Annotated in this window: 17 protein-coding genes and 1 riboswitch; of the genes, 13 read left to right on the forward strand and 4 right to left on the reverse strand. The window is 73.1% G+C overall.

Annotation, left to right across the window (positions count from 1 at the left end):
* Positions 1 to 6 precede the first annotated feature (6 nt).
* Together dcd and VR894_RS00140 are read left to right on the forward strand one after the other, a co-directional pair.
* Positions 7 to 585, forward strand: coding sequence for a dCTP deaminase (gene dcd, locus VR894_RS00135; protein WP_324649270.1), 579 nt, complete (start codon positions 7 to 9; stop codon positions 583 to 585).
* A complete protein-coding gene (locus VR894_RS00140; protein ID WP_324649271.1) occupies positions 585 to 1,595 on the forward strand; it encodes a hypothetical protein in 1,011 nt (336 codons plus the stop codon). Before dcd ends, VR894_RS00140 begins: the two co-directional genes overlap by 1 nt.
* Before the next feature lie 135 nt (positions 1,596 to 1,730).
* Here VR894_RS00140 and VR894_RS00145 read toward each other — a convergent pair whose 3' ends face one another.
* The 3 genes from VR894_RS00145 to VR894_RS00155 are packed head-to-tail and all read right to left on the reverse strand — an operon-like array spanning position 1,731 to position 3,681.
* The gene (locus VR894_RS00145) at positions 1,731 to 2,318 is read right to left on the reverse strand and encodes a DUF3618 domain-containing protein (RefSeq protein WP_324649272.1); all 588 of its coding nucleotides are present in this window, start codon (positions 2,316 to 2,318) and stop codon (positions 1,731 to 1,733) included.
* Positions 2,318 to 2,815 (reverse strand): phage holin family protein, encoded by a 498-nt coding sequence (locus tag VR894_RS00150; protein WP_416380781.1) that lies wholly within the window; start codon positions 2,813 to 2,815, stop codon positions 2,318 to 2,320. The genes VR894_RS00145 and VR894_RS00150 overlap by 1 nt, the downstream gene beginning before the upstream one ends.
* A 29-nt stretch (positions 2,816 to 2,844) precedes the next feature.
* Positions 2,845 to 3,681, reverse strand: coding sequence for a hypothetical protein (locus VR894_RS00155; protein WP_324649273.1), 837 nt, complete (start codon positions 3,679 to 3,681; stop codon positions 2,845 to 2,847).
* Between the two features lie 367 nt (positions 3,682 to 4,048).
* On the opposite strand from VR894_RS00155, the gene VR894_RS00160 reads away from it, so the two are divergent.
* The 6 genes from VR894_RS00160 to mnhG are packed head-to-tail and all read left to right on the forward strand — an operon-like array spanning position 4,049 to position 10,655.
* A complete protein-coding gene (locus VR894_RS00160) occupies positions 4,049 to 7,057 on the forward strand; it encodes a Na+/H+ antiporter subunit A (RefSeq protein WP_324649274.1) in 3,009 nt (1,002 codons plus the stop codon).
* On the forward strand, positions 7,054 to 7,575 hold the full coding sequence (locus VR894_RS00165) for a Na(+)/H(+) antiporter subunit C (protein WP_324649275.1): 522 nt from the start codon (positions 7,054 to 7,056) through the stop codon (positions 7,573 to 7,575). Before VR894_RS00160 ends, VR894_RS00165 begins: the two co-directional genes overlap by 4 nt.
* Positions 7,572 to 9,155, forward strand: a complete 1,584-nt coding sequence (locus VR894_RS00170) for a Na+/H+ antiporter subunit D (protein ID WP_324649276.1) — start codon at positions 7,572 to 7,574, stop codon at positions 9,153 to 9,155. Before VR894_RS00165 ends, VR894_RS00170 begins: the two co-directional genes overlap by 4 nt.
* Positions 9,152 to 9,814, forward strand: a complete 663-nt coding sequence (locus tag VR894_RS00175) for a Na+/H+ antiporter subunit E (RefSeq protein ID WP_324649277.1) — start codon at positions 9,152 to 9,154, stop codon at positions 9,812 to 9,814. The genes VR894_RS00170 and VR894_RS00175 overlap by 4 nt, the downstream gene beginning before the upstream one ends.
* The gene (locus VR894_RS00180; protein WP_324649278.1) at positions 9,811 to 10,224 is read left to right on the forward strand and encodes a monovalent cation/H+ antiporter complex subunit F; all 414 of its coding nucleotides are present in this window, start codon (positions 9,811 to 9,813) and stop codon (positions 10,222 to 10,224) included. Before VR894_RS00175 ends, VR894_RS00180 begins: the two co-directional genes overlap by 4 nt.
* Positions 10,221 to 10,655, forward strand: a complete 435-nt coding sequence (mnhG, locus tag VR894_RS00185; protein WP_324649279.1) for a monovalent cation/H(+) antiporter subunit G — start codon at positions 10,221 to 10,223, stop codon at positions 10,653 to 10,655. The genes VR894_RS00180 and mnhG overlap by 4 nt, the downstream gene beginning before the upstream one ends.
* A gap of 10 nt (positions 10,656 to 10,665) precedes the next feature.
* Here mnhG and VR894_RS00190 read toward each other — a convergent pair whose 3' ends face one another.
* Positions 10,666 to 10,923 carry a DUF4235 domain-containing protein gene (locus tag VR894_RS00190; RefSeq protein ID WP_324649280.1) on the reverse strand — a complete coding sequence of 86 codons (258 nt, stop codon included), beginning with the start codon at positions 10,921 to 10,923 and terminating at the stop codon, positions 10,666 to 10,668.
* A 109-nt stretch (positions 10,924 to 11,032) separates the two neighbouring features.
* A riboswitch (TPP riboswitch) is annotated at positions 11,033 to 11,139 on the forward strand.
* Positions 11,140 to 11,183: 44 nt separating this feature from the next.
* Between VR894_RS00190 and VR894_RS00195 the strand changes: the two genes are divergently transcribed.
* From VR894_RS00195 to VR894_RS00215, 5 genes are read left to right on the forward strand one after another with little or no spacing between them, the layout of a single operon-like run.
* Complete coding sequence (locus VR894_RS00195) at positions 11,184 to 12,227, forward strand: thiamine ABC transporter substrate-binding protein (protein WP_324649281.1); 1,044 nt, start codon at positions 11,184 to 11,186, stop codon at positions 12,225 to 12,227.
* Complete coding sequence (locus VR894_RS00200) at positions 12,224 to 13,927, forward strand: iron ABC transporter permease (RefSeq protein WP_324649282.1); 1,704 nt, start codon at positions 12,224 to 12,226, stop codon at positions 13,925 to 13,927. Before VR894_RS00195 ends, VR894_RS00200 begins: the two co-directional genes overlap by 4 nt.
* Entirely contained in the window at positions 13,921 to 14,952 is a 1,032-nt protein-coding gene (locus tag VR894_RS00205) for an ABC transporter ATP-binding protein (protein WP_416380782.1), read from the forward strand. The genes VR894_RS00200 and VR894_RS00205 overlap by 7 nt, the downstream gene beginning before the upstream one ends.
* On the forward strand, positions 14,949 to 15,497 hold the full coding sequence (locus VR894_RS00210) for a hypothetical protein (protein ID WP_324649283.1): 549 nt from the start codon (positions 14,949 to 14,951) through the stop codon (positions 15,495 to 15,497). Before VR894_RS00205 ends, VR894_RS00210 begins: the two co-directional genes overlap by 4 nt.
* Positions 15,498 to 15,544: 47 nt before the next feature.
* Complete coding sequence (locus tag VR894_RS00215; RefSeq protein WP_324649284.1) at positions 15,545 to 16,768, forward strand: cytochrome P450; 1,224 nt, start codon at positions 15,545 to 15,547, stop codon at positions 16,766 to 16,768.
* Positions 16,769 to 16,783 lie beyond the last annotated feature (15 nt).

Consider the following 16,783-nt stretch of genomic DNA (forward strand, 5'->3'; position numbering starts at 1 on the left):
CGCAGCGTGCTTCTCTCCGACCGCGACATCCAGGCCCAGATCGACACGGGGCGCGTGCAGCTCGACCCCTACGACCCGGCGATGATCCAGCCGGCGAGCATCGACGTCCGGCTCGACCGCTGGTTCCGCCTCTTCGACAACCACCGGTACGCGGTCATCGACCCGGCGCAGGACCAGTCCGACCTCACCCGGCTCGTCGAGGTGGAGCCCGACGAGCCGTTCGTGCTGCACCCCGGTGAGTTCGCGCTCGGCGCCACGTACGAGCTCGTCACGCTGCCCGACGACGTCGCCGCGCGCCTCGAGGGCAAGTCCTCCCTCGGCCGGCTCGGGCTGCTCACTCACTCGACCGCCGGCTTCATCGACCCCGGCTTCACCGGGCACGTCACGCTCGAGCTGTCGAACACGGCGACGCTCCCGATCACCCTGTGGCCCGGGATGAAGATCGGGCAGCTGTGCTTCTTCCGGCTCTCCAGCCCCGCCGAGCACCCCTACGGCACCGGGGCGCACGGCTCGCGCTACCAGGGCCAGCGCGGCCCGACCGCCTCCCGGTCGCACCTGAACTTCAGTCGTATCCCCCTGCGCTGATGGACACCACGCTGCCCCGCCTGGACCGTGCTCTCGCCGAGCCGCGGCACCTGCTCGTCCTCGCTGCGGAGGTGCTCCCCGAGGAGGTCGAGGCGCTGGCCGTCTCCCACTTCGACGACGCCGGCTGGACCGGTTTGGCCACCTTGCGGGTCACTGGCGAGGCGCAGCTGACCGGGCCCTGGCAGGTGGACGACGCCGTCCGCTCCGGCCTCGACCTCCCGGCGTGGGCGGTCGCCGCCATGCTGCTCCGCTGCCCGGTGCAGCGCTCGGCCCCCGTCCCCCCCGAGCTCCGGGGCATGGGCGGGCTGCTCGACGCGTTCCCCGAGGGGGAGCCGGTCGGACTGGAGCGGGTGGTGCTCGACCATCTGCTCGCCCAGGCCCGCCGCCTGGGTGGAGCCCTCCGAGTGGCCGGCACGGGAACCGTCCTCGTCCCCGACCCGGCCTCCGCCGTCGACCTCACGGTGCACACCACGGTCTGGTTGGAGCCGGAGGCGTGCGGCCGCGTGCTGGCGCCGGTCCTGCCCGGGCTGGCGCCCGTGGACGTGCCGGAGGCGTCGTCCCCCGGGGACCGCGTCGCCGTGGACGTGCACCCCCTGCGGGCGCGGGCGGCCGCGGAGCTGGACGAGGGGGAGCGGGCGTGGCTGCACGCCGAGGCCGACGCGCTCGACGACGCGGTCCTGTCCCGGCCGCAGGTGCTCGACGGGTATGCCCACGTCGCGGCCGTCCCCGGCGGTGCGCTGGAGGTCAGCGTGGCAGGTGACGAGCACACGCCCCGCGTCCTGCGGGCCCTGCCCTGGGCCCGTGGCGGCGTCATCAGCTACGAGGTGCGCTGGCGTCCGGACGACCCCGGCCTCGCCCTGGGCCCGCGGCCGCCGCTGGCGGTGCGGCGGGACCGTGAGGAGGTGCGGGGGATCGTCGAAGGTGTGGCCGCGGCGCTCCATGCGGTGGTGGGTGGCCAGATCGTGGACGACGACGCCTTCCTCGTCGCCGTCGAGAGCCTCACACCCTGACGAGGGTCGGCTACCGGAGGTGGTGCAGCCGCAGGGTGGTGCGCCGAGCCCGGCCGATGCGGGCCGCTCGGCGCGTCCACAGGCCGATGGGCCCCTCCGCGAGTGCGGCGGGGCCCGTCGGTGTGGGTCTGGTCGTCAGCGGGAGTCGCGGACGTTGTCCGCCGAGTCCTTGGCCTGCGACTGGACGTCCTGGGCAGCGCCGGTTCCCTCCTCCCGGACGTGCTGGACGCCCTCGGTGGCGGTCTCCTTGACGTCCTGGACCGCCTGCTGAGCGGGCTCCTTGAGGTGCTCGGCGGACTCCTTGGCCGCGGACTTCACCTCGTCGGTCGCCCTGGCGAGGGCGTCGCTGTTGCGCGCCTCGTCCACCAGCTCGCGCTCCTTGCGCGAGGAGGGGATGAGTCCGGCCGCGAGGAGGCCGGCGCCGAACGCGATGAGGCCGGCGGCGAGCGGGTTGCCCTCGGCCTTGGCCTTCGCGCGGTGCGGAGCGTCCTTGGCCATGTCGGTCGCCCGGTCCGCCTGGCCGCGGACCGACCCCGCGGTGTCGTGCGCCGAGCCGAAGACCTTGTCCTTGGCGCCGGAGACGGCATCGCGGACCTTGTCCTTCTGACGGTCCGCGATCTGGCTCGGGCTCATCTTGTCGCTGAGCGCGTCGACGTTCTCGCTGAGGTCGCTACGGGTGTTCTCGATGTCGCGCCGGATCGCGTCCGGATCGTTGGTGGCCATCAGTGGTCCTGTCCTTTCATTGCGTCCGGGATCTTCTTGACGGTCTGCGTGGTCCGAGGAAGGCCCTCGGCCTCCTTCATCTCCTTGCGGCCGGTGACTGCGAGCACGGCGGCCACGATGCCCCAGATGACGGCGACGATGAGCGCTGACCACCCGAGTGCTGGCTGCGCATCGCCGTCCCCGATAAGCGCGCCGAGCGCCCACCAGAGGGCGAGGGACAGGAAGAGCAGGGTGAAGTACCCGGCCAGTCCTGCGCCGCCGAACATGCCGGCCCCCTTGCCCGCTTTCGAGACGGTCTGGGAGATCTCCGCCTTGGCGAGCTCCATCTCCTGCCGCACGAGCGTGGAGAAGTCCTGGCTGATGTTGCCGATGAGCTCACCGATGCTCGCGTCCTGGGAAGGGCCGGCGTCGGTCCGCGGCGGAGCGGCGTTCGCCGGGACGGGTGGAGGACCGGCGGCCGCAGGCGGCGGACCGCCCGGCGGCGTGGAGGGTGGCACGTGAGACCCGTGTGGGTCGGGAGGTGTGGTCATCGCAGGCCGCCCGGCTGGTCGTAACCGCCCGTGGTGCCGGGGGCGCCGTACGTCCGACCGGGGGGCGGCCCCCCGGGGGCGGTGCCGGCCCCGGTGGTCCCGAGCGGGTCGCCGCCCGCGGTGCCGCCCACGGAGGTGCCGGTACCGGTGGAGGCCTGGCCGGTGCCGTACCCGCTGGCGTAGCCGCGTCCGGCGGCGAGGTCGGAGGTGTCCGGCTCGTCGTTGGCGTCCTTGAGGCTGCGGGCTACGCGCCCGACGGCGAGCCCGAGACCACCGGCGATGAGCATGAAGGTGCCCGGGTTGCGGCGGGCGTAACGCTGCACCTCGTCGAGCACCGAGGAGGGGTCCCGGTTCTCGAGCCAGCGGCCCGCGTCGTCCGCGACCTCGGAGGCCCAGCGGGCGACGTGCGTGGCGATGCCCGGCTCCTCGGTCCCCTCGGCCATCTGGTTCATCTCGGTGGAGAAGGAGCGCAGGCCGCTCGCGAGACGCTGCTGCTGCGTCCCGGCCTGCGAGGAGAGCTCGGACTGGCTCTGGCGGAGGAGGTCCTGCGCCTGGCGCTTGGCCTCACCGACCGCCCGCTGGGTCTCCTCCTTGGCGGTGCCGGCGACCTTGGAGGCCTGCTCCTTCGCGTTGCCGGCCACCTTGGACGCCTCCTCCTTGGCGGCGTCCTTGGCGCCGCCGCCCTCGGTGGGGGCGTTGGACACCGGGGCCGGGGCGCCCGTCGGCGGCGGCGTGACGGGCGGCGGCGGGCTGACCGGCGGTCGGGCGGGGGCCCCCGGTTCCTGGCCGAGCGTGCGGGGGTCTCCCGCGGGGCGGGTGAAGTCCTCAGTCATCTGGTTCAGTCCCTTCGGTGCTGATCCGGGCCCGGCTCGTCGCCGGGTCACTGGACCAGGGTGCTCCTGATCGCTTCAGCGCGCTTCTCAGAAACGTGGCGACCGGTCGGCTTGGTGGGAACCACATCGGCGGTATGCCGCCCAGAAGAGCGGAAACACACCCTTGTCCACAATCGCGTCACAAGCGCGTCGCCCCACGGTGTGAGATGCGTAGCAGTTACGGCCCCGGAGCGAGCAGCGACCCCACTCGTTGGTAGGCTGCGGGTGTCCCGTTCCGGTACGCGTCACTGCGTGCGCGGGGACGCGTCCAGCGCGGGCGGTGTGCCGGCGTGGGCTCACACGACCGTCGACATACTCGGAGCCGCCGGTGCTGCAGCTGCTGATCCTCCACCTGGTGGTGGCTGTGGTCGCGCCTGCATGCATGAAGCTGTGGGGCCGCCGGTTCTTCCTCGCGCTCGCCCTCGTCCCCGCGTCGGCGGCCGCCTGGGCGATCGCCCAGACCTCGGCAGTGCTGGCCGGTGACCACCCGGCGGTCGACGTCTCCTGGGTGCCGGCCCTGGATCTGCACCTGGCGTTCCGCCTCGACACGCTGTCGTGGCTCATGGTGCTGCTCGTCGGCGGCATCGGGTCGCTGGTGCTCGTCTACTGCGCCGCCTACTTCTCGGGGACCGCCCAGGGACTGGGACGCTTCGGCGGGGTGTTCATCGCCTTCGCCGGATCCATGCTCGGGCTGGTGACGACGGACAACACGCTGCTGCTGTACGTCTTCTGGGAGCTGACGACGATCACGTCCTTCCTGCTGATCGGTCACTACTACGACCGGCAGAACTCGCGGCGTGCCGCGATCCAGGCGCTGGTGCTCACCACCTTCGGTGGCCTCGCGATGCTCGCCGGCTTCATCGCCCTCGGCGAGACCGAGGGCGGCAGCTACTCCCTGCGTGAGCTCGTGGCGAACCCGCCGGCCGGCAGCGTGGTCTCCGCCGCGGTGGTCCTCATCCTCCTCGGCGCGGTGACGAAGTCCGCGCTGCTGCCCTTCCACTTCTGGCTCCCCGCGGCGATGGCGGCACCCACCCCGGTGAGCGCCTATCTGCACGCCGCTGCGATGGTCAAGGCCGGTGTCTACCTCGTCGCCCGGCTCGCGCCCGGCTTCGCGGACGTGCCGCTGTGGCGGTGGGCGGTGGTCGTGCTGGGCGGGGGCACGCTGCTGCTCGGTGGCTACCGCTCGCTGCGGCAGCACGACCTCAAGCTGCTCCTCGCCTTCGGTACCGTGAGCCAGCTGGGGTTCATCATCCTGCTCGTCGGGTTCGGCTCCCGGGCGGTCGCGCTCGCCGGTCTGGCGCTGCTCGGTGCGCACGCGCTGTTCAAGGCCTGCCTCTTCCTCGTCGTCGGCACCATCGACTGGTCCGTCGGCACCCGGGACCTGCGCGAGCTCACCGGCATGGCCCGTCGTATGCCACTCACCGCGGTGAGTGCGGGGCTCGCAACGGCGTCCATGGTCGGGCTGCCGGTCACGGTCGGCTACGTGGCCAAGGAGGGTGCAATCGAGGCGTTGCTCCACGTCGAGGACGGGTCCGGGACGGTCGCCCTCGTGATCGTCGTCCTCGGCTCGGTGCTCACCTTCGCCTACGGCCTGCGGTTCATGTGGGGCGCCTTCGCCTCGAAACGGGACGTCGAGCCACCGCCGGCGCAGCGCACCTCCCGGCTCATCGTCACGCCGGCCCTCATCCTCGCCGTCGGGGGCGTCGTCGTCGGCGCGTTCCCCGGCGCCACCGAGCACGTCCTCGCCCCGTACGCCGACACCTATCCCGGCGAGGCGGGCCACCTCACCCTGTGGGGCGGTTTCGGTCCCGCGCTCTACCTCACGCTGCTGGTCATCGCGGTCGGCGTCCTCCTGTTCCTCCAGCGTGAACGGGTCGAGCGCTGGCAGGACGCGCTGTGGGAGCTCGAGGGTGCCGCCGGCGCGTACCGCCGGGTCATCCGCGGCACCGAGCGCCTCGCCGCCGATGTCACGGCCTTCACCCAGCGCGGCTCGCTGCCCGCCTACCTGTCGACGATCCTCGCGGTGGCCGTCGTCCTGGGCGGCGGGTCCGCCATCGCCTACGGGGTGGTCCCGGCCGAGGTACGGCTGTGGGACAGCGGGGTCCAGGCCGCCGTCGTCGTCGTCGTCGCCGTCGCGGCCCTCCTCACGGCGCGTGCCCGTCGCCGGCTCAAGGCGGTGCTGCTCGTCGGCGTCACCGGGTACGGCGTCGCGGTCCTCTACGAGCTGCACGGCGCCCCCGACCTCGCCCTCACGCAGGTGCTCGTCGAGACGATCACGCTCGTCGTGTTCATCCTCGTCCTGCGCCGCCTGCCGGCGTACTTCTCCAACCGGCCGCTGGCCGCGTCCCGGTGGTGGCGGGCCGCCCTCGGTGCGGCCGTCGGCGTCATGGCCGCCGGCCTCGCGATGATCTCGGCCGGCTCGCGCATCCACGAACCGGTCTCCGTCGACTTCGCCGAGGAGGCCTACGAGTACGGGTACGGCCGCAACGTCGTCAACGTCACGCTGGTCGACATCCGCGCGTGGGACACGATGGGCGAGATCTCCGTCGTGCTGGCGGCGGCCACCGGCGTCGCCTCCCTCATCTTCCTCCGGGCCCGCGCCTCGAAGATCGACCGGGCCACGACGATGAGCCCCGCGCAGCAGGCGCGCGTGTGGAGCACCCCGGTCCCGGAGCGCAACGCCAGCCTCTTCCGGCGGCTCACCGAGAGCCAGGAGTCCCAGCCGAACGAGGGCCGCGGCCGCCAGTGGCTCAGTGCCGTCCCCACGCTCGCCCCGCAGCGTCGCTCGGTGATCTTCGAGGTCGGCACCCGGCTCATCTTCCACACCATGGTGGTGCTGTCCCTCTACCTGCTCTTCGCGGGGCACAACCAGCCCGGTGGTGGGTTCGCCGGTGGGCTGATCGCCGGCGTCGCGCTCACCGTCCGCTACCTCGCCGGTGGGCGCTTCGAGCTCGGGGAGGCCGCCCCCGTCCAGGCCGGCTGGCTGCTGGGCTCGGGCCTGTTCCTCTCCGCGGGTGCCGGGGCCATCCCGCTGCTGTTCGGTGGGGACGTCCTCCAGTCCGCGCTCATCGAGGCGGACCTCGGCCCCATGGGCGAGCTCAAGCTGGTGACCACCATCTTCTTCGACATCGGCGTCTACCTCGTCGTCGTCGGGCTGGTCCTCGACATCCTCCGCACGCTGGGCGCCGAGGTCGACCGCCAGGGCGAGCGGGAGGGTGACGTCGCCCCCGACGTGCCCTTCGACTCCCCGGAGGTCACCTCCGACGACGCCGCACCCGAGGCCGCACCGGCCGGCTGGCCGGGCGGTCCACGGCCCACGGACGGAGGCACGCGATGATCGACACCTCACCGAGCCTCGCGCTCGTGCTGCTCGTCGGGTTTCTCGTGGGGGCGGGGGTCTACCTCCTGCTCGAGCGCAGCCTCACGCGCGTGATCATCGGGATCTCGATGATCTCCAACGGCGTCAACGTCATGTTCCTCATCGCCGGTGGACGTGCGGGCGGGCCGCCGCTCGTCGGCTCGACGGCGCCCGAGGAGATGAGCGACCCGCTCCCGCAGGCCATGGTGCTCACCGCGATCGTCATCACGCTCGGCCTCACCGCCTTCCTGCTGTCGCTCGCCTACCGCGCCTGGCAGCTCAACGGGCACGACGAGGTCCAGGACGACCTCGAGGACCGCCGGATCGCCCGGCTGGCCGAGAGCAACGAGGTCCCGGCGCGCAGCACGGACGACGCCGGCACCACCCTCGCCGAGGAGGCGGCCCTCGCCCGTGACGAGACGTTCGTCGTGCCGGGACGCGGGACGCGGGGCCGACGCGGCCCCGGGATGGGCCTGGACGACGAGGAGCTGCGGTGAGCTTCCTCCTGCCGCTGCCCGTCCTCATCCCGCTCATCGGGGCCGGGCTCGCCCTTGCGCTCGCCCGGTACCCGCACGTCCAGCGCATCGTCACCGTCACGGCGCTGTCCGCCGTCCTCGGCATCGCCATCACCCTGCTCGTCCTCGTCAACGACGGCCCCATGGCCGTGGACATCGGCGGCTGGGCGGCGCCGGTGGGCATCGCACTGGTCGCGGACCGGCTCTCCTCGCTGCTCCTCGTCGTGTCGGTCGCCGTGACGCTCGGCGTCCTCCTCTACTCGCTGGCACAGGGCAACGCCGACGGCGACGAGGGCGCACCCGTGGCGATCTACCACCCGACGTACCTGGTCCTGTCCGCCGGCGTGTCCAACGCCTTCCTCACCGGGGACCTGTTCAACCTCTACGTCGGCTTCGAGATGCTCCTCGTCTCCAGCTTCGTGCTCATCACCCTCGGTGGGTCGCGCGAGCGGGTGCGGGCGGGGACCGTCTACGTCGTCGTCTCGATCCTCTCCTCGCTCCTGTTCCTCGCGGCGATCGCACTCGTGTACGCGGCCACCGGCACGGTCAACCTCGCCCAGCTGGCCCAGCGCATGGGTGAGATCGACCCCGGCACACAGCTGGTCCTCCAGCTCATGCTGCTCGTCGCGTTCGGGATCAAGGCCGCCGTGTTCCCCCTCCACGCGTGGCTGCCCGACTCCTACCCGACGGCGCCGGCACCGGTCACCGCGGTGTTCGCCGGCCTCCTCACCAAGGTCGGCGTCTACGGCATCATCCGCACGCAGACGCTGCTGTTCCCCGGCGGGCGGCTCGACGACCTCCTCATGGTCGTCGCGCTCGTCACCATGGTCATCGCGATCCTCGGCGCCGTCGCGCAGCAGGACATCAAGCGGCTGCTGTCCTTCACCCTGGTCAGCCACATCGGCTACATGGTGTGGGGCGTCGCGACGTCCTCGGAGGACGGCCTGTCCGCGGCGATCTTCTACGTCGTCCACCACATCACGGTGCAGACGGCCCTCTTCCTCGTCGCGGGACTCATCGAGCGCCGGGGCGGGACGACGTCCCTCGCGCGGCTCGGGTCGCTGGCGCGCGTCGCACCGCTGCTCGCCTTCCTCTACTTCCTCCCGGCGATGAACCTCGCCGGCATCCCGCCCATGTCCGGGTTCCTCGGCAAGGTGGGCCTCATCGAGGCCGGCGCTGCACGCGGTGGTGCGCTGGACTGGACTCTCATCGCCGCCTCGCTCGTCACCAGCCTCCTCACCCTCTACGCCGTGAGCAAGGCGTGGAACCAGGCGTTCTGGCAGGAGGCCCCCGACCCCCTGCCGGACACCGTGATCCCGCGGTCGATGGTGGGCCCGACGGCGGCCCTCGTGGCCATGTCGCTCGCGTTCACGTTCATCGCCGGCCCCCTGTTCGCCTACACCGACCGTGCCGCCCGCGACCTGCGCGCCCAGACTCCCTACATCAGCACGGTGCTTCCCGACGGGCACCGTGGCTCGGGCCAGTCCCCGGAGGTCACCGGCCCCGGGGGCGAGGACGTCGGGGACGTCGAGGAGCAGGAGACCGGGGAGGAGGTGCCATGAGCCGGGAGGCAGCCGAGCAACGACCGGCCGAGCAGCGTCGGAGGCGACGCCTCCGACCCCGGGCGAACTGGGGCGTGCTCCTGTGGCTCACCGTCGTGTGGGTCTTCCTCTGGGGCCAGCTCACGCTCGCGAACGTCGTCATCGGCGCGCTCGTCGCCGTCGTCACCACGACTGTCCTCGCCCTGCCGGACACGCCCTTCGACGGGCGCTTCCGCCCGTGGGGCGTCATCCTCCTGGTGGTCTACTTCCTCTGGGACGTCGTCAAGGCCTCCGTCGAGGTCGCGGCGATCGCGCTCCGGCGCGAGCCGCCCCGCGGCGCGGTCATCCGGGTCCGGCTGCGCAGCCACAACGACGTCTACCTCACGATGGTCGCGGGGATGACGACGCTCGTCCCCGGCTCCGTGGTCATCGAGGCGCACCGCATCACCGGGACCCTGTACCACCACATCCTCGACGTCGAGATGCACGGCGGCCTCGAGCGGGCCCACGAGGCCGTCCTCGAGCAGGAGGAGCGCATCCTGCGGGCCTTCGGCTCACGGGAGGAGCTGCTCGCCGCCGGGCTCGTACCGGGCAGCTCCCCCCGGGCGGGCAAGCTGCGGAGCGCCTCGGGGGACCGCGTCGAGGCCGACATGGACGCACGTCGGGAGGCCGAGTCATGAGCGTCGTCTACGTCGTCTGCTTCGTCATCCTGCTGGCCGCCGCGCTCCTCGCACTGAGCCGGATCGAGCGGGGACCGAGCATGTTCGACCGCATCATCGGGCTGGACGTCATGACCGCCGTGCTCATCGGGACGGTCACCGTCATCGCCGCCGTCACCAAGCGCAGCGACCTCGTCCCGGTGCTCGTCGCGCTGTCGATCGTCGGCTTCATCGGCTCGACCGCCATCGCCCGGTTCGCCGCCGCCGAGTCCGCCGAGGAAGGTCGCATCCTCACCAAGGAGGAGCTGGCGATGATCCTCGCCGAGCGTCAGGCGCAGGACGACGACGCGCCCGCCGTCCACGACGACGAGAGCGGTCCGGTCATCGTCTCCGTCGACGACGAGGCCGAGGACCGGGGGGAGGGCCGATGACCCTCGCACTCGACATCGTCGCCGGCACGCTGCTCATCGGCGGAGCGCTGCTCGCGTTCATCGCCGGCCTGGGCATCGTCCGGTTCCCCGACCTGCTCTCCCGGATGCACGCCGCCACCAAGCCTCAGGTGCTCGGGCTCATGCTCCTCATGGCCGGGCTGGCGGTCGAGCTGCGCAACCTCACCGTGGGGATCACGCTGGTCCTCGTCGTCGCGTTCCAGCTCGTCACCGGGCCGATCTCGGCGCACATGCTCAGCCGGGCCGGGTACCGGACCGGGAAGGTGCACCCGGAGCTGATGATCGTCGACGAGCTCACCCAGGACCTCGAGCGGGCCGAGAAGCTCGACGAGCTCGACCGGCTGGAGCTGGAGCGGCTGCACCGCGACGCCGTCGAGCGGGAGCAGCGCGAGGGTGGCGCCCCGGACCGCTAGGGTGCCGGGCTCAGCCCTTCTTCTCGACCGGACCGCCGTACCACTTGGCGGCCCCGACCTGGGCGAACTGCCGGATGATCCCGATGACCGCGCCGCTCACGGCCGCGAAGACGACGATCTCGAGCGTGCTGATGCTCGGGTCGTTGGGGTCCTCGTGCGGCGGCTCGTGCCCGGTGACCGCCTTCCACCCGACGTCGAGGACCTTGTTGGCCAGGATGCCGGCGAGGACCGCCGATCCCGTGCTGACGATCTTCCACCCGATGTCCATGTCACTCCGTCCGTAGGCTGGGTCCAACCTAGCGGCGGCCGCCGCGGGGCGCACACCCGTTCGCGGCCGCCCGGTGTGCTCCCGTGGGCGGGCGGCGGGTAGGATCGGGTGCGAACGACAGGGGAGCACCGGACGGTGCTGAGAGTGCGGCAGCGGCCGCAGACCCTCGAACCTGCTCCGGCTAGCACCGGCGAAGGAAGTCGGGACGTCTCTCCCGGGCGTGCGCCCGGGGCCCCTCCTTGCACCTGAGGAGGACCAGCATGACCACCACCCGCCGTGCCCGCGGCACGTCCGTCGCGCTCGCCGCGACACTCGCCCTGGGGGCGTGCAGCGCCACGGGGACCGGCGCGGGGGACGAGGCCGAGGACGACGTCCTGCGCGTCGTCACCCACGACTCCTTCGCCGTGAGCGAGACGCTGCTCGCCGAGTTCGAGGAGCGCACCGGCTACTCCATCGAGCACATCACCCCCGGTGACGCCGGCGCCCTGGTCAACCAGCTCGTCCTCACGCGGGACAACCCGCTGGGCGACGTCGTCTACGGCATCGACAACTCCTTCGCAGCGCGCGCCGCCGAGGAGGGAGTCCTGGACCCCTACCGCTCGCCGGACGCCGTCCAGACCGCCTTCGCGGACACGCTGACCGCGATCGACTTCGGTGACGTCTGCATCAACGTCGACCACGAGTGGTTCGCCGAGCAGGGCGTCCCCGAGCCGCAGACCTTGGAGGACCTCACCGACCCCGCCTACGCCGACCTGCTCGTCGTCACCAACCCCGCGACGTCGTCACCCGGGCTGGCCTTCCTGCTCGCGACGGTCGGCGCGTTCGGGCAGGACGGGTGGGAGGACTACTGGCGCGACCTCACCGCCAACGGCGTACGCGTCGTCGAGGGCTGGTCCGACGCCTACTACGTCGACTTCTCCGGCTCGGAGGGCGAGGGCCCCCGCCCGCTCGTCCTGTCCTACTCCTCCTCGCCGGCCGCCGAGGTCCCCGCGGACGGCTCGGCGCCGCCCACCGCGGCGCTGCTCGACACCTGCTTCCGGCAGACCGAGTACGCCGGCGTACTGACCGGTGCGCAGAACGTCGAGGGCGCGCGCGAGTTCGTCGACTTCCTCCTCTCCCCGGAGGTCCAGGCCGACATCCCCGGCCAGATGTACATGTACCCCGTCCTCGAGGGCATCGCCCTGCCGGAGGCCTGGTCGGAGCACGCGCCGGCGAGCGACGCGCCGCACGAGGTGGACCCGCAGGTGATCACCGACAACCGTGACCGGTGGATCGAGACGTGGACCGAGATCGTGGTCGGGTGAGCGCCGACGGTCCGAGGCGGCGCGGGTCGACGACGACGGCGGCCCTCGCCTGGGTGCTGGCCGCCGGGGTCCCCCTGGTCTTCCTGTCCGTCTTCTTCCTGTGGCCGGTGGCCACGATGGTGGGGCGCGGGTTCCTGCCCGGCGGCGAGGTCGACCTCGGCGGTATCGCCGAGGTCTTCGCCCGACGGCGGACGTGGCGGGTCATCGGCATCACGGTGGGCCAGTCGGTCACCGCCAGCGTCGCCGCCGTGCTGCTCGGCGTCCCCGGGGCCTACGTCCTGTACCGGTGCCGGTTCCGCGGTCGTCGGCTGGTCCGCGGCTTCATCACCGTGCCGTTCGTGCTGCCGACGGTCGTCGTCGGCGTCGCGTTCCGCTCGCTGCTCGTCGAGACGGGGCCGCTGGGCTTCCTGGGGATCGACGGGACCTTCGCCGCGGTCGTCGCCGCCCTCGTGTTCTTCAACTACGCCCTCGTCGTGCGGACCGTCGGCGCGCTGTGGGAGCGCCTGGACCCGCGGGCCGAGGAGGCGGCCCGCAGCCTCGGCGCCTCCCCGTGGCGTGCCTTCCGCACCGTCACCCTTCCTGCGCTCGCGCCGGCGATCGTCTCGGCGGGCGCGGTCGTCTTCCTCTTCTGCGCCACGTCCTTCGGGGTCGTCCTCACCATGGGCGGCCTGCGCTACGGGACCATCGAGACCGAGGTGTGGATCCAGACCACCCAGTTCCTCGACCTGCGTGCGGCGGCGGTGCTGTCGGTGCTCCAGCTCGTCGTCGTGGGTGCCGCGCTGCTGCTCGCCGCGCGTGCGCGGCGCCGGTACGACACCTCCCTGCACCTGCGGGCCGACCGGTCGGCCACCCGCCCGCTGCGGCTGCGCCGCCGCGCCGGACACCCCGGGACGGACCTCCTGCCGGCCGCCGTCACCGCCGTCGTCGTGGTCGGTCTCCTCGTGCTTCCCCTCGCCTACCTCGCCGTCGGCTCGCTGCGGGCCCCCGAGGGGTGGGGCCTGGGCAACTACCGGCGGCTGGCCACGACCGGGGGGACCAACGCGCTCACCGTCACCGTGTGGGACGCGACGCTCAACTCCCTGCGCGCGGCTGTCGACGCGACCGTCATCGCCGTCGTCGTCGGCACCCTCGTCGCGGTCGTCGTCTCCCGCCGGCCGCGGTCACCCGGGGGCCGGCGTGCACTCGGGGTCCTGGACGCCGTCTTCATGCTCCCGCTCGGGGTCTCGGCGGTGACCGTGGGCTTCGGCTTCCTCATCACCCTCGACTCCCCGCCGCTGGACCTGCGCGCGTCACCGGTCATCGTCCCGATCGCCCAGGCAGTGGTCGCGACCCCGATCGTCGTGCGCACCGTGCTGCCGGTCCTGCGGGCCGTCGACCCCCGCCTGCGCGAGGCCGCCGCGGCGCTCGGCGCAGCCCCCGCACGGGTGCTGCTCACCGTCGACGGGCCGTTCCTCGTCCGCGGGCTGGGGCTCGCGGTGGGCTTCGCCTTCGCGGTGTCCCTGGGGGAGTTCGGGGCGACGTCGTTCCTTGCGCGGCCGGACACGCCGACGCTGCCGGTGGTGATCTTCCGGCTCATCGGACGGCCGGGTGCGGAGAACTACGGGATGGCGCTCGCGGCGGCGGTCGTCCTCGCGGCCCTCACCGCGTCCGTGATGATGCTGGCCGAACGGCTCCGAGGCGACAGGATGGGCACGTGGTGAGCACGCGTGGCCTGGAGATCCGCGACCTCGTCGTCACCTACCCGGGGGGCCCGACTGCGGTGGACGGGGTGACGCTGGACGTCCCCACCGGCGAGGTCCTCGCCCTCCTCGGGCCCTCCGGCTGCGGCAAGTCCTCCCTGCTGCGGGCCGTCGCGGGCCTCGAGCCGGTCGCGGCGGGGGCGCTGCGCTGGGACGGCGCGGACGTCTCCGACCTGCCCGTCCACCGCCGCGGCTTCGGTCTGATGTTCCAGGACGGGCAGCTCTTCCCCCACCGGGACGTCACCGGCAACATCGCCTACGGGCTCGCGTCACTCACCCGTGCCGACCGTGAGCGCCGGGTGGCCGAGCTGCTCGAGCTCGTCGGCCTCACCGGGTACGGAACCCGTGCCGTGACGACCCTGTCCGGCGGCGAGCAGCAGCGGGTCGCGCTGGCTCGTTCGCTCGCTCCCCGACCGCGGCTGCTCCTGCTCGACGAGCCGCTGTCCTCGCTCGACCGGTCGCTGCGCGAGCACCTCGCCGGGGAGCTCCGCGACATCGTCCACGCGGCGGGGACCACCGCGATCTACGTGACCCACGACCACGACGAGGCGTTCACCGTCGCCTCCCGCATCGCTGTCATGTCCGGCGGGCGGATCCTCCAGGCGGACACCCCGGAACGGCTGTGGCACGCGCCGGCGAGCGAGCAGGTCGCCCGCTTCCTCGGCTACGGGCCGGTGGTCGACGCCGTCGCCGCGGGGCCCGGCGTGCGGACCCCGCTCGGCGTGGTGGAGCTCCCGGTGGTCGCCGACGGAGCCGTCCGCCTGGCCCTCGGCCCCCGGGCGCTGGTGCCCGACGCCGACGGCACCCGGCTGCCCGTGTGCGGGTGGCGGGTGCGTCGCGGTGAGCGGGAGCTCGACGTCACCCTGCCCGACGGGCAGAGCGCCGTGCTGCGCGTCCCCGGCAGTCCCGACGCCGCCGTCGCCGACACGGTGACGGTCGGCCTCGCACCGGACCAGGTCGCCGTGGTCCCGGGGGAGGCGCGGTGAACGAGGCGGTGATGATGCTGCTGCTCGTCGTCGTCCTCCTCGTGCCCGCCGTGCTGGTGGCGCGGTCGACGAGACGGCTCGGGCGGGGGCCGCGCAGGGTCGAGCGCCTCGAGCTGTGGGCCGCACCGCGCGGCTGGCGGGTGCGCGGGGCCGCTCCGGAGATGGTGGGCCGCTGGCAGGTCCCGCCCTTCACCGCGGGCGAGCGGCGCGTCGAGGACGCCGTCGTCGGTGAGCACCGCGGCCGGGAGGCGACGTCACTGCGACTGGAGACCGCCGAGCCCCGGCACGTCGTCCACATGTTCACCGTCGCCCTGGACGTGACGCTGCCGGTGGTCCAGGTGATGACGGACGGCGAACCGGCGGACGCGCTCGGCGCTCCCGGTGGCGGGTGGCTGCGCGAGCGCGCCCCGGCGGGCCTGTCCCTGCGGGTGGAGCGCGGCGTCCTCGTCGGGTGGCTCCCCGGCGAGCCCCTCCTCACCGAGCTCGACCGCTACCTCGACGTCCTCGTGGACGTCGCGGAGCGCCTGGAGCGGCTCGGCGGCTGACCGGCCCGGTCGCGCACGTGCCCGGCCGCATCGGTCAGGATGGGGCCATGACCGAGCACACGCCGAGCGACGAGATCGACCCCGACGCCTCCGCCGACACCGCGCGGACTCCCGCTGCCGGTGACGTCACGGCGGACTGGAACCCGCGGGGACCGTCCGTGCGTCGCGACCCGCTCGCGGCGTACGACGGGATGCGGTCCTACTGCCCTGTCGCCCGCGGCGTGAGCGGCGCCTGGACGCTGTTCGCGCACGCCGACGTCACCGGCGCGGCACGCGACAGCCAGACCTACTCCAACGCCGTCTCGCGCTACCTGCAGGTGCCCAACGGCCTGGACGGTCCCACCCACACCTCCTACCGCGCCCTCGTGGACCGCTACTTCACCCGCGAGCGGATGACCGCCGTCGAGCCCGTCGTGCAGCGTGTGGCCCGCGAGCTCGTGGCGGAGCTGGACGTCCCCGGGCGCATCGACGCGGTCGCCGTCGGCTCCCGCTTCGCGGTGCGCGCGCAGTGCGCCTGGCTCGGGTGGCCCGCGGACCTCGAGGACGAGCTGCTGCGGTGGATGGCGGACAACCACGCCGCCACCCGGTCCCGTGACCGGGCCCGCACGGCGCAGGTCGCCGAGCGTTTCGACGCGATCATCCGGTCCCTCACCGCGGCGCGTCGCGTGGCCGGTGAGCACGCGCCCGACGACGTCACCACCGAGCTGGTGCGGGACCGGGTGGAGGGGCGGGAGCTCACCGACGAGGAGATCGTCTCCATCCTGCGCAACTGGACCGGTGGGGACCTGGGGTCGATGGCCCTGTGCACGGGTGTGGTCCTCACCTACCTCGCCGACCACCCTGACCTCCAGGACCGGCTGCGCGCAGGCGTGTCCGACCGGGAGCTCGACGCGGTCCTCGACGAGATCCTGCGGATCGACGACCCGTTCGTCGCGAACCGCCGCGTCACCACCGAGCCCGTCAGGGTCGGCGGCCGGCAGCTGGCGGCCGGCGACACGGTCTTCCTCAACTGGACCTCCGCCAACCGGGACCCGAAGGTGTTCGGCGACCCCGACGCGTTCGACCCGGTCGGCAACGCGCCGTACAACCTCGTGTGGGGTGCGGGGAAGCACGTGTGCCCCGGGCGTCCGCTCGCGACGCTCGAGCTGCGGGCGCTGACCCGTGCCGTCCTCGACGCGACGGCCGTGGTCGAGCCCGACCCGGGCCGGCCACGGCAGCGTGGGCTGCCCCCGGTCGGGGGCTTCTCGGCGGCGCCGTTGCGGCTGGGCTGAGCCCGCCCGCCGCAG

This window comes from Georgenia sp. H159, assembly GCF_035607575.1.
Lineage (GTDB): Bacteria > Actinomycetota > Actinomycetes > Actinomycetales > Actinomycetaceae > Oceanitalea.

Bases quoted from the DNA above. Each gene is read 5' to 3' on its own strand.
- VR894_RS00140 (WP_324649271.1), top strand. From the start codon at position 585: ATGGACACCACGCTGCCCCGCCTGGACCGTGCTCTCGCCGAGCCGCGG.
- VR894_RS00145 (WP_324649272.1), bottom strand. From the start codon at position 2,318: ATGGCCACCAACGATCCGGACGCGATCCGGCGCGACATCGAGAACACC.
- VR894_RS00155 (WP_324649273.1), bottom strand. From the start codon at position 3,681: ATGACTGAGGACTTCACCCGCCCCGCGGGAGACCCCCGCACGCTCGGC.
- VR894_RS00165 (WP_324649275.1), top strand. From the start codon at position 7,054: ATGATCGACACCTCACCGAGCCTCGCGCTCGTGCTGCTCGTCGGGTTT.
- VR894_RS00175 (WP_324649277.1), top strand. From the start codon at position 9,152: ATGAGCCGGGAGGCAGCCGAGCAACGACCGGCCGAGCAGCGTCGGAGG.
- VR894_RS00180 (WP_324649278.1), top strand. From the start codon at position 9,811: ATGAGCGTCGTCTACGTCGTCTGCTTCGTCATCCTGCTGGCCGCCGCG.
- mnhG (WP_324649279.1), top strand. From the start codon at position 10,221: ATGACCCTCGCACTCGACATCGTCGCCGGCACGCTGCTCATCGGCGGA.
- VR894_RS00190 (WP_324649280.1), bottom strand. From the start codon at position 10,923: ATGGACATCGGGTGGAAGATCGTCAGCACGGGATCGGCGGTCCTCGCC.
- VR894_RS00195 (WP_324649281.1), top strand. From the start codon at position 11,184: ATGACCACCACCCGCCGTGCCCGCGGCACGTCCGTCGCGCTCGCCGCG.
- VR894_RS00215 (WP_324649284.1), top strand. From the start codon at position 15,545: ATGACCGAGCACACGCCGAGCGACGAGATCGACCCCGACGCCTCCGCC.